General features: G+C 67.3%; 12 protein-coding genes and 1 pseudogene. 8 read left to right on the top strand and 5 right to left on the bottom strand.

What is annotated here, in order from left to right; genetic code table 11:
- Positions 1-65 precede the first annotated feature (65 nt).
- On the top strand, positions 66-419 hold the full coding sequence (locus Q7514_RS01560; protein ID WP_330131510.1) for a YciI family protein: 354 nt from the start codon (positions 66-68) through the stop codon (positions 417-419).
- 1 nt (position 420) lies between these two features.
- Entirely contained in the window at positions 421-1,650 is a 1,230-nt protein-coding gene (locus tag Q7514_RS01555; protein ID WP_330131509.1) for an RNA polymerase sigma factor, read from the top strand.
- On the opposite strand, the gene Q7514_RS01550 is transcribed toward Q7514_RS01555, so the two are convergent.
- Positions 1,637-1,999: a DUF1622 domain-containing protein gene (locus tag Q7514_RS01550; RefSeq protein ID WP_330131978.1), complete on the bottom strand. Its 363-nt coding sequence runs from the start codon at positions 1,997-1,999 to the stop codon at positions 1,637-1,639. The two genes, Q7514_RS01555 and Q7514_RS01550, sit on opposite strands and share 14 nt — an antisense overlap.
- A 144-nt stretch (positions 2,000-2,143) precedes the next feature.
- On the opposite strand from Q7514_RS01550, the gene Q7514_RS01545 reads away from it, so the two are divergent.
- From Q7514_RS01545 to aroB, 5 genes and pseudogenes are all read left to right on the top strand, one after another.
- The gene (locus tag Q7514_RS01545) at positions 2,144-2,770 is read left to right on the top strand and encodes a prepilin peptidase (protein ID WP_330131508.1); all 627 of its coding nucleotides are present in this window, start codon (positions 2,144-2,146) and stop codon (positions 2,768-2,770) included.
- 163 nt (positions 2,771-2,933) lie between these two features.
- Positions 2,934-3,812, top strand: a pseudogene (locus tag Q7514_RS01540) (RNA-guided endonuclease TnpB family protein).
- Between the two features lie 138 nt (positions 3,813-3,950).
- Positions 3,951-5,138, top strand: coding sequence for a chorismate synthase (gene aroC / locus Q7514_RS01535; protein WP_330131507.1), 1,188 nt, complete (start codon positions 3,951-3,953; stop codon positions 5,136-5,138).
- Positions 5,139-5,142: 4 nt separating this feature from the next.
- Positions 5,143-5,703 carry a shikimate kinase gene (locus tag Q7514_RS01530; protein ID WP_330131506.1) on the top strand — a complete coding sequence of 187 codons (561 nt, stop codon included), beginning with the start codon at positions 5,143-5,145 and terminating at the stop codon, positions 5,701-5,703.
- Positions 5,700-6,809: a 3-dehydroquinate synthase gene (aroB, locus tag Q7514_RS01525; protein WP_330131505.1), complete on the top strand. Its 1,110-nt coding sequence runs from the start codon at positions 5,700-5,702 to the stop codon at positions 6,807-6,809. The genes Q7514_RS01530 and aroB overlap by 4 nt, the downstream gene beginning before the upstream one ends.
- A gap of 34 nt (positions 6,810-6,843) precedes the next feature.
- Here the strand turns inward: aroB and Q7514_RS01520 are convergent, their stop codons facing one another.
- From Q7514_RS01520 to Q7514_RS01505, 4 genes are all read right to left on the bottom strand, one after another.
- Entirely contained in the window at positions 6,844-7,437 is a 594-nt protein-coding gene (locus Q7514_RS01520; protein ID WP_330131504.1) for a TIGR03086 family metal-binding protein, read from the bottom strand.
- 63 nt (positions 7,438-7,500) lie between these two features.
- Entirely contained in the window at positions 7,501-8,337 is an 837-nt protein-coding gene (locus tag Q7514_RS01515) for an alpha/beta fold hydrolase (RefSeq protein ID WP_330131503.1), read from the bottom strand.
- Positions 8,334-8,762, bottom strand: a complete 429-nt coding sequence (locus Q7514_RS01510) for a helix-turn-helix domain-containing protein (protein ID WP_330131502.1) — start codon at positions 8,760-8,762, stop codon at positions 8,334-8,336. Before Q7514_RS01510 ends, Q7514_RS01515 begins: the two co-directional genes overlap by 4 nt.
- A gap of 78 nt (positions 8,763-8,840) precedes the next feature.
- A complete protein-coding gene (locus Q7514_RS01505; protein WP_330131501.1) occupies positions 8,841-9,449 on the bottom strand; it encodes a B-4DMT family transporter in 609 nt (202 codons plus the stop codon).
- Positions 9,450-9,524: 75 nt separating this feature from the next.
- Here Q7514_RS01505 and Q7514_RS01500 point away from each other — a divergent pair, with 75 nt between their 5' ends.
- Entirely contained in the window at positions 9,525-10,625 is a 1,101-nt protein-coding gene (locus Q7514_RS01500; protein WP_330131500.1) for a M24 family metallopeptidase, read from the top strand.
- The last annotated feature ends 14 nt before the right edge of the window (positions 10,626-10,639 follow it).

The following is a 10,639-nucleotide window of genomic DNA, read 5'->3' as shown; positions in this document are numbered from 1 at the left end:
CACCTACCGTTCGTGTAGTAGGTGAGAGGCCGGGAACTGCCGGCCCCGCCCGAAGGGAACACGACATGGCCCAGTACCTGCTCAGCATCTACCAACCGGATGGTGATCCGCCGGCACCCGAGGTCCTCGAACCGATCATGCGTGCGGTCGAGGCATTCGGCGCCGAACTCCGCGAGTCGGGCGCGTGGGTGTTCTCCGGCGGGCTGCACTCGCCGAGCAGCGCCACGGTGGTCGCGGCGAAGGACGGCGAGGTCCTGACCACCGACGGCCCGTATCTCGAAGGCAAGGAACATCTCGGGGGCTTCAACGTCATCGAGGCACCCGACCTCGACGCGGCACTCGGCTGGGGACGCACACTCGCGAAGGCGACGACGCTGCCGGTCGAAGTACGTCCCTTGCAGTGGGGCTCGTGCAGCTGACGTGAGCGAGGGCCCTGCAGCGCGGATCGAGCTGATCTTCCGTGACGAATACGGACGGGCAGTGGCTGTGCTCACCCGCGTCCTCGGCGACATCGACGCCGCCGAGGACGCGGTGCAGGACGCGTTCACCATCGCCGCAGATCGATGGCTTGTCGACGGAATACCTCCGAGTCCCGCCGGCTGGATCATCACGACTGCTCGGCGGCGCGCAATCGACCGCGCACGACGTGAACAGACCCGCACGTCCAGGCAGGCGGAAGCCGAACTCCTGCGACCCGGTGGTGAGCCGGTCCCGATCGAACCGACCGACATGCTCGACGACCGACTGCGCCTGATCTTCACGTGCTGCCACCCGGCACTCGCCCCTCCCGCGCGGGTCGCGCTGACACTGCGATTATTCGGTGGCCTCACCACCGGGCAGATCGCCCACGCCTTCCTCGTGCCCGAACCGACGATGGCCCAACGAATCACACGCGCCAAGAACAAGATCCGCGACGCGCGAATACCGTTTCGGAACCCGGACGAACACGAGCTGCCCGAACGGCTGACCGCGGTGCATGCCGTGCTGTATCTGATCTACACCGAAGGACACACGTCGAGCGCGGGCAGTGATCTCGTCGCTGTCGACCTGTGTGCCGAAGCCACCCGTCTGGCCAGGTTGCTGACCGAGCTGATGCCCGACGATCCCGAGACCACGGGCCTGCTCGCACTGATGCTGCTCGGTGAATCGCGCCGTCCCGCACGGACGTCGGACGACGGTGAACTCGTGCTCCTCGCAGATCAGGACCGGTCGCGGTGGGACGGCACGCTCCTCGAGGAGGGACAGGCCCTCGTCCGCCGTTGTCTGCGGTGGAACACGCCGGGCCCGTACCAGATCCAGGCGGCCATCGCCGCCGTGCACTCGGACGCACACCGTGCTGCCGACACCGATTGGTCCCAGATCGTGCAGCTCTACGATCAGCTGTATTCGGTCGCGCCCACGCCCATCGTCGCACTGCACCGCGCGGTTGCGGTTGCGGAGGTCGACGGTCCGGCAGTCGCCTTGGGGATCGTCGACACACTCGCGCTCGACCGCTACCACGTGGCCCACGCCGTGCGCGCCGATCTTCTGCGACGCCTCGGCCGCGGGCCGGAGGCCGCGGCCGAGTACACCATCGCGGCCGAACAGACCGGAAACGACGTCGAACGACAGTTCCTGCTGCGCCGCCGCGATGAACTCAGCTCGCCCTGACAGTGGGTTCCTCCTCCTTCTGCCATGGCCACCGGCCTTCGATCTCGAGCTGGAGCGACCAGCTGAGGAAAGTCCTGATGAGGACGATGATCGCAAGCACCCCGACCGACGTGAACGTGGGAGTGACCGCGACGGTCTTGATGATGTCGGCCGCGACAAGGAACTCGAGTCCGAGCAGGATGGAGCGCCCGAGATTTCGTCGATAGGGCTCGTAGATCTTCGCGCCGTTCCTGCGCCGCCACGAATCCAATGCGATCCAGGTGGACACTGTCGCGCCGAGAACGATGCATGCGACACCGACGACATCGATCGCGGATCCCACGTGCTCGAGAACTTCTGCCACCTGCATCAGTGAAACTCCCTCCCACCCGGGACGACCGACGTGTTCATGCTTGCACGCCGAGTTGTCCACAGGAGGCGCATCGATCCACAGATTCGACGATTCCGGGGCCGGCGGCACCAACGGTCGGCGTGAACGGCCCATGCTGCGAGTGTGATCCCCGCAGTCGTGATGTCCGTAGTGATGGCGCTCCTCGGGGCGGTGGTCGGCGTGTGTGTGCGGAAGCTCACGGCGCGACTGTCCGGAGCGGACCCGTGGCCCGGCGCATGCGAGGTCGCGTGTGCGGTCGGCGGGACCCTCGCCGTCATGGCGACGTGGCCCTCGACGACAGCGCTCGCCCTCTTGATGTGGTGGTGCGTGTGCTGCAGTGGGGTCGATGTACTGGTGCAACGGCTTCCCAACGTGCTCACCCTCGGTGGGGGACTGGCGGTCGTGACGATCGGGGCATGTGCGGGACACGGTCGCGCGGCTGCTGTCGGCGCGGCCATGCTGACCGCGGTGATGCTCACCGCACACCTGCTCTTCCCCCGCTCGCTGGGTGCCGGCGACGTCAAACTCGCGATCGGACTGGGCGGCGCCGCGGGTGTCGCCGGAGCGCAGGCCTGGATGATCGCGCTGCTGCTCCCGCCGTTGCTGACCGCCGTCGTCGGGTCGGTTGTCCTGCTGTACCGGCGTATCGGGCGGGTCTCGTCGGGCGGGCGATCGACCGGGTCGACGGTGGTACCTCACGGTCCGTCGATGTGTGTCGCGACGGTGCTGGCGGTGCTGTCCGCCGGTTGACCGCACTGTCTTCGGCGCAAGCCCGGTCGTTCACCGGCGGGATAGCCGATCCCTCGAACGGTGTGTGTCGGTGGTCGCTTGTACGGTGCGGGCGTGCAACTCAGATACCAGTACCGCGTCTACCCGACGCCCGGCAGCAGGACATGCTGGCCCGGTCGTTCGGATGCGCGCGGGTGGTGTTCAACGATGCGTTGCGCGCCCGGCAGGAGGCGTATGCGGCCGGAGTGAAAATCTCGGACACCGACGTGCAGAAACAGGTGGTCACCGAGGCGAAGAAGACCCCGCAGCGGGTATGGCTTTGCGAGGTGGCCTCGGTGGTGTTGGTGCAGGCATGCCAGGACGCGCGGAGGGCGTACAGGAACTTTTCGACTCGATGTCGGGAAAGCGGAGGGGTCGCAGGGTGGGGGCTCCGCGGTTCCGGTCTCGCAAGAACACTCGGCAGGCGATCCGGCTCACCCGCAACGGGTTCAGTGTCCGATTCGCGGTGCTCTCGGATGGGAAGGTCATCGAGTCCCCGAGGTTCTTCCGACGCGCCGAACGCAGACTCCGCAGGGCGCAGCAGAGTCTGTCTCGCAAGGAGAAGGGCAGCAAGAACAGTGCCAAGGCCCGCATCCGGGTGGCCAAGGCCCACGCCGAGGTGGCCGATGCCCGCAGCGATTGGGCGCACAAACACTCCACGGCGATCGTCCGCGAGAATCAAGCGGTGTTCGTCGAGGATCTGTGCGTGAAGGGTGTGGCGCGGACGCGGTTGGCGAAGTCGGTGCACGATGCCGGGTGGGGCATGTTCACCCGCATGCTGGAGGAGAAGGCCGCCCGGTATGGGCGGGTGTTCGTGAAGGTGGACCGCTGGTTTCCGTCGTCGCAGCTGTGCTCGGCGTGCGGGCGGGTCGACGGACCGAAGCCGTAGTCGGTGAGGGAGTGGACCTGTCAGGGGTGTGGTGTGGTCCACGATCGCGATGTCAATGCAGCACGAAACATCCTCGCCGCTGGACGGGCGGAGAGGCGAAACGCCCGCGGAGAGACGGTAAGTCTTCCTGCTTAGTGGGGAGCGCGACTCGATGAAACAGGAACCCACCGAGGTGGCGTGTAGCGCTGCGGTAGGAATCCCGGTTGTTCTCGGCCGGGAGGACGTCAACAGGGTGGCGTCACAACTCACCTGGGGACATGGAAGGATGGATGCGTGCTGCGCTGGATAACTGCCGGAGAATCCCATGGTCCCGCCCTCGTTGCGATGCTCGAGGGCATGGTTGCTGGTGTCGAGGTGACGTCGAACGACATCTCGGAGCAGCTCGCTCGGCGACGCCTCGGTTACGGACGCGGCGCGCGCATGAAATTCGAGGCCGACAAGGTCACCATCATCGGAGGTGTCCGGCACGGACGCACACTCGGCGGCCCCGTCGCCGTCGAGATCGGCAACACCGAGTGGCCCAAGTGGGAAACCATCATGGCTGCCGACCCGGTCGACCCGGAACTGCTCGCAGGGCAGGCACGCAATGCACCGCTGACCCGTCCCCGCCCCGGTCACGCCGACTACTCGGGCATGCTCAAATACGGCTTCGACGACGCCCGCCCTGTGCTCGAACGCGCGAGTGCGCGCGAGACCGCGGCCCGCGTCGCCGCCGGAACCGTGGCCCGCAACTTCCTGCGCCAGGTGTTCGGTGCCGAGGTCGTCTCTCATGTCATCTCCATCGGCGCCTCCGATCCGTACGTCGGCCCGGGGCCGTCGGGTACAGACCTCGACGCGATCGATGCGAGCCCTGTTCGCGCCTTCGACAAAGCAGCCGAAGAGTCGATGATCAGCGAGATCGAAGCCGCCAAGCGCGACGGTGACACCCTCGGCGGTGTCGTCGAGGTCGTGGTCCACGGCCTGCCGGTGGGCCTCGGGTCGTTCGTCAGTGGCGCCGAGCGCCTCGACTCCCGCCTCGCCGCTGCATTGATGGGCATCCAGGCAATCAAGGGCGTCGAGGTCGGCGACGGCTTCGAAACCGCGCGTCGCCGAGGCAGCGCCGCCCACGACGAGATGGTGCCGGGCCCGGACGGGGTGATTCGCTCGACCAATCGCGCCGGTGGGCTGGAAGGCGGCATGACCAACGGTGAGGCGCTGCGCGTACGCGCAGCGATGAAGCCGATCTCGACGGTGCCGCGAGCACTCTCCACCATCGACATGAGCACGGGCGACGAGGCCGTCGCGATTCATCAGCGCTCCGACGTGTGTGCGGTGCCTGCAGCAGGGGTGGTGGCCGAAGCGATGGTCGCTCTCGTCGTCGCGCAGGCCGCGCTCGAGAAGTTCGGTGGTGACTCGCTGGCCGAGACGGCAAGCAACGTCGACCATTACGTGAAGGGGATCGCGGCGCGTCCGCCGCGGTGACATCATGACGCCGCGCGCAATACTGATCGGGCCACCCGGAGCCGGAAAGTCCACCATCGGACGTCGGGTCGCTCAGGCGCTCGATGTGCCGTTGCTCGACACCGACGCCGAGATCGAACGCACGACCGGGCGAACGATTCCCGAAATCTTCACCGAGGACGGAGAGCCGGAGTTCCGCCGGATCGAGGAACAGGTCGTCGCGGACGCTCTGGCCTCGCACCACGGAGTGGTGTCTCTCGGTGGCGGCGCGATCCTGTCGGAGCGGACTCGTGAACGGCTTGTGGGCTGCACGGTGGTCTATCTCGAGATCAGCGTCGCGGAAGGTTTGCGCAGGACCGGGACGAACACCACTCGGCCCCTGCTCAACGGCGGGGATCCTGCGCAGAAGTACCGCGATCTGATGCGGCGTAGGCGGCCGCTCTACCGCAAGTCGGCGACGATCCGGGTGCGCACCGACGGCCGCAGCCCCGGGCGCGTCGTCCAGCAGGTGCTCGCCAAACTCGATTCGGCGCAAGAAGACTCGAACAACATGACCAGCGAAGAGAATCGGAGCAGCACACCGTGACCGAACCGGTACGCATCGACGTCGAAACCTCCCAGCCTTACCCGGTTGTCATCGGACGTGGACTGCTCGGCGACGTCGTCCAGACACTCGCGGGCACTCGTACCGTGGCGATCTTCCACCAACCGACGCTGACCGCCACTGCGGAAGCAGTGCGGGAAGCTCTGGCGGAGACCGGCATCGACGCGCATCGCATCGAAATCCCGGATGCCGAGGACGGCAAGGAGCTTGCGGTTGCCGGTTTCTGTTGGGAGGTACTCGGAAAGATCGGGCTCACCCGTTCGGACGCGGTCGTCGGCCTCGGTGGCGGCGCTGCCACCGACCTCGCGGGTTTCGTGGCCGCAACCTGGATGCGCGGTGTGCGGGTCTACCACATTCCGACGACGCTGCTCGCCATGGTCGACGCGGCCGTGGGCGGCAAGACCGGCATCAACACCGAGGCGGGCAAGAACCTCGTGGGGTCGTTCCACGAGCCGTCGGCGGTGTTCGTCGACCTCGCGACCCTCGAGACGGTGCCGCGCAACGAGATCATCGCGGGTATGGCAGAGGTGATCAAGACCGGTTTCATCGCAGATCCGGTGATCCTCGAGCTGATCGAGGAGAACCCGGAGGCTGCACTCGACCCGACCGGGACCGTGCTGCCCGAGCTGATCCGACGGTCGGTCGAGGTCAAGGCGAAAGTCGTCGCCGCGGATCTGTTGGAATCGAACCTGCGCGAGATCCTCAACTACGGCCACACGCTCGGTCACGCGATCGAGCGCCGCGAGCGGTACAAGTGGCGCCACGGCGCGGCGGTGTCCGTCGGTCTGGTATTCGCCGCCGAACTGGGCAGGCTCGCGGGGCGTCTCGACGACGCCACCGCGGACCGGCATCGCACGGTCCTCGAATCGGTGGGTCTGCCCACCACGTACGCGTCGGATGCGTTCGGTGACCTGCTTGCGGGTATGCAGACCGACAAGAAGAACCGCGCAGGAATGCTCAGGTTCGTGGTGCTCGACGGCCTCGCGAAGCCCGGTCGGCTCGAGGGCCCGGATCCGTCGCTGCTGGCAGCCGCCTATTCCGAGGTGGCCCGGCAGGGCACGGCCGATGCGGGCACCGTTCTGTTGTAATCCGTTCTGTTGTAATCCGTCGGGCTGAAATCGGTCAGGCGCCGTCGGGAGCCCACGCCGGATCGCGACCGGTGAGCCCGATCAACCGATCGAGGTCCGATGCGCTGTCCGGAACGGGAACCGCCGGACCGAACAGACCACCGGCGTCACGCTGTTCGTCTGTGATCGACTCGGCAAATGCGGTGCACGCGGCGATGTCGACGGGCGTGCACGAGTACGACCGACCCGTGGCGACGGCGAGATCCCAGCCGTGTACGACGAGTTCGTCGAGCGCGACGAGCCCCGCGATGTTGCCGGGCAGGTCGAGGCCGCCTGCTCGGGTCGGACCCGACCACGCGGTCGGATCCTCCCATGCCCGCCGGAGCGCGTCGAGGCGGTTCCGGCCCAGTGCGCGCCAGTCGTCGGGCAGGTCGACCGCGCCGGGCGAGGGAGCGCTGTCGGTGAGAGCACCGAAATCCTTACGTGCGGCGGCCTCGAACGCGAGGGACAGGCCCAGCACGTGGTCGACGAGAACCCGGACCGGCATCCCGTCACAGGGTGTGGGCCGATCCAGGTGATCGTCGTCGATCTCCTCGAGGACGTCGGCCATCCGGTCGGCGGCAGGGGACAGGTCGAGCATTTCGGACATGGTCTCTCCTCGGTCGGTGGTTCTGTCAGTACCGACTGCGGCCGGGCGGGAAACTGAGCGCCGCTACGGTTCACGCAAGAATTCGAGAACCGTCTCGGTCTGGCCGAGGATCGCGTGCCCGACACCGGGCAGGACGTGCACCCGGGCGGTGGGCAGGGCACGTTCGAGGCGTGTCGCGGTGTCGGCAGAGTCGAACATCAGGTCGCGGTCACCGACGATCGCCAGCACCGGTACTCCGATGCCGGCCAACGCAGCGTCGTCGAACACCGGAAGCCGTTCGGTGCGGGGCCGAAAGATCCCGAAGGTGGCGATGATCTCGTCGACGAGGGGATTGTCCGGGGCGAGTCCGGTCATCCGCGCTGCGGATCGACGCCGACCCGATTGCCCGAACAAGCTCAGCGCCGCGACTGCGGCGACACGCCCGGTGGTCTGCCGTCCGATCCCACCGGGGCACAACAGCGCCAGCCGGTCGACCCGATCCGGTCTGCGGAGGGTGTAGTCGAGCGCGCTCCACCCGCCGAGTGACATTCCCACCAGGGCACTATGGGTCAGGCCGAGTCCGTCGAGGACGTCGTCGAGCCACAAGGTGACCGCATCGGTGTCGAGCCGTGGGCGGGACGGGGCGCTCAGGCCCGGTTCGCCCACCATGTCCACCGCGAACACGCGGAAGTTCCGAGACCAGGATGCGATGTCGCCCCGCCACGTCGAAGAGTTCGCACCCGACCCGTGCAACAGCACTACCGGGGGTGCCTCGGGGGGACCGCACGCGAGGGCGAAGGTCTCGCCCTCGCGGGTGTCTATCCGCAGGTGCTCCGCGGGCGCGGGCCACGCGTCGAGTTGTTCGCGATAGCGCTGCACGATCCGGCGACCGCCGGCTTCGGACCGGTAGATGGTGCTCATGACCCGAGCACCGCCTCGACGGATTCCAGTAGGCGTGCGGTGTCGGCGAGGCCGCCGAGGACGATCACCTTCATACGACCGCGCTGTTCGTCGTAGACCGTGTCGAGCCGCAGTTTCGGGCCGTCGCCGCGGCCCGCCACAGACGCCGTGAGCAGTGTGCTGAGGCGATAGGCGGTGTGGGGGTCGACGGCGTCGATCTCGACGATGCTCGACACCTCACTGTGCCTCTCGGTAGGGGTGCTCTCGCGGAGCGGTGGTGGCACGGGTCGCCCGGTGAACGCCTCGAGGTCTTCATGGGCGATCCGGTACTGCTTGCCGATGCGTACCGCGGGGAGCTTCCCGTCACGCACGTAGTTGCGGACGGTGCGGACATGCAGCCCCAGGCGCTCAGCGACCTGGTCCACCGAATACAGGACTTCAGACATGAAACAACCCTATCGTTACCTATATGCATGTATCAATAGGGAACGACAGGGTTGTTTGAGAGAATTAAGGTGATTGCGTCAGGCGTCGCGGTTGCGGGTTGTCGGATCGACTACCGGGAACACCTCTGTCGGTGCCTCGTCGTTGCTCCACGCATCCGTCGGGGCGGCGCCTCGGGTCGAGTCCGTGGTGGAGGGGCCCGTCGCAGCCATCGCGGGTGTGCGCTCCGGACGGTTCGAGTGATCGGACCAGTCGTCGTCGCCGGGCTTGTCGTGCCGTACCAGGAACCGGCCGACGGCGACCGCGGCCATCGCGGGGAGGAAGACCAGCAGCACGGTGAAGGCGGCGCCGGAAGTCAGTTCGAAGAACAACGACTTCACGCCCACCGGGATGGAGGTGACGGTGTCGACCAGCCATGTCACGAAGCCGCCGACGAGGCCCGTGACCGCACCGGCCGCCAGCCACCGCATTGTCAGATCGTCGCCGTCGTCCACGTCCGGGTGGGCCCGACGGTCCCGGATCCCGTCGAGACCGGCCCATGCCACCGCCGCGAGAACGACCACGGCCAGTCCGGCCCACCGAAGGACCGACCCCTGTAGGGGCCACTGGATCAGTGCGGCACCGAGCAGGACACGCACGACGACGTGGACCAGGGCGAGCCCGAGCCCGCGAAGCAACCAGGATTTCATGTACCCGAGAGTAACGCCTGCGCTGAGAGAAGTGTGTCCGGTCCCACATTACGTCTGCGCGGTAGGTTGGACGACATGCCCGCCGATCATGCTTCTCGCCGCGCGGCGCTGCGCGGACTCCTGGCCGACCGCAGCCTCGACGCCCTGCTGGTGACCGATCTGCTCAACATCCGATACCTCACAGGATTCACCGGATCCAATGCCGCGCTGGTCGTATCGACCGATGACGATGCCGACGAGTCGCGCACCCTGATCTGCACCGACGGCCGCTACCTGTCCCAGGTGGCCGAGCAGGTCCCTGACCTGCACGCCGAGATCGCCCGCGCGTCGGCCGGTCACCTGGTTGGAACGGCGGGACCGGGCCCGCACAGATCATGGGGGTTCGAGAGTCATGTCGTGACCGTCGACGACCGTGCGAAGTGGGACACCCTCGATGCCGCCATCTCCTTCGTCGCTGCCCCCGGTCTCGTCGAGCAACTGCGCATGGTCAAGGACGAGTACGAGATCGATCTGCTCCGACAGGCGTGCGGTGCCGCGGATCGAGCACTCGCCGACCTGATCGACGTGGGCGGCCTGCGGCCCGGGCGCACGGAGAAAGAGGTCGCGCGCGACCTCGAATGGCGCATGTTCGAGCACGGAGCCGACGGCATATCGTTCGAGACGATCGTCGCGGCCGGCGTCAATTCTGCGGTACCGCACCACCGTCCGACCGGTGCGGTCCTCGCGTCCGGAGACTTCGTGAAGTTCGATTTCGGCGCGCAGATAGGCGGCTATCACTCCGACATGACCCGCACCTATGTCCTCGACCGCGCCGCAGAGTGGCAGCGTGACGTCTACGACGTGGTCCTGCGCGCCCAACGCGCCGGGAGAGAAGCCCTCGCGCCGGGAATCGAGTGTGCAGCCGTGGATGCGGCCGCCCGCTCGATCATCGCCGCGGCCGGGCACGCAGAGTTGTTCCTGCACGGCCTAGGGCACGGAGTCGGTCTCGAGATCCACGAAGCGCCGGGAATCGGTGCCGCCGCGCCCGGTACACTTGTCGCCGGTGCGGCGGTGACCGTCGAGCCGGGTGTGTACTTCCCGGGGCGCGGAGGCGTGCGGATCGAGGACACGCTCGTGGTGCGCGAGCAGACTCCGGAGCTGTTGACGCTCACCGCCAAGACATTGACCGTCGTATAAGGGGCGGTCCCCCG

Origin of the sequence: Rhodococcus artemisiae (assembly GCF_036327795.1) — a bacterium.
In the GTDB taxonomy this organism is placed as follows: Bacteria; Actinomycetota; Actinomycetes; order Mycobacteriales; family Mycobacteriaceae; genus Rhodococcus; species Rhodococcus artemisiae.
Note: the sequence above shows the minus strand (reverse complement) of the source record. Positions and strands in the feature narration are given on the sequence as shown.

What these genes read in the sequence shown, in the direction of transcription:
- Q7514_RS01530 (WP_330131506.1), top strand. Translation starts at nt 5,143, where the DNA reads ATGACGCCGCGCGCAATACTGATCGGGCCACCCGGAGCCGGAAAGTCC.
- Q7514_RS01505 (WP_330131501.1), bottom strand. Translation starts at nt 9,449, where the DNA reads ATGAAATCCTGGTTGCTTCGCGGGCTCGGGCTCGCCCTGGTCCACGTC.
- Q7514_RS01500 (WP_330131500.1), top strand. Translation starts at nt 9,525, where the DNA reads ATGCCCGCCGATCATGCTTCTCGCCGCGCGGCGCTGCGCGGACTCCTG.
- Q7514_RS01520 (WP_330131504.1), bottom strand. Translation starts at nt 7,437, where the DNA reads ATGTCCGAAATGCTCGACCTGTCCCCTGCCGCCGACCGGATGGCCGAC.
- Q7514_RS01550 (WP_330131978.1), bottom strand. Translation starts at nt 1,999, where the DNA reads ATGCAGGTGGCAGAAGTTCTCGAGCACGTGGGATCCGCGATCGATGTC.
- Q7514_RS01515 (WP_330131503.1), bottom strand. Translation starts at nt 8,337, where the DNA reads ATGAGCACCATCTACCGGTCCGAAGCCGGCGGTCGCCGGATCGTGCAG.
- Q7514_RS01560 (WP_330131510.1), top strand. Translation starts at nt 66, where the DNA reads ATGGCCCAGTACCTGCTCAGCATCTACCAACCGGATGGTGATCCGCCG.
- Q7514_RS01510 (WP_330131502.1), bottom strand. Translation starts at nt 8,762, where the DNA reads ATGTCTGAAGTCCTGTATTCGGTGGACCAGGTCGCTGAGCGCCTGGGG.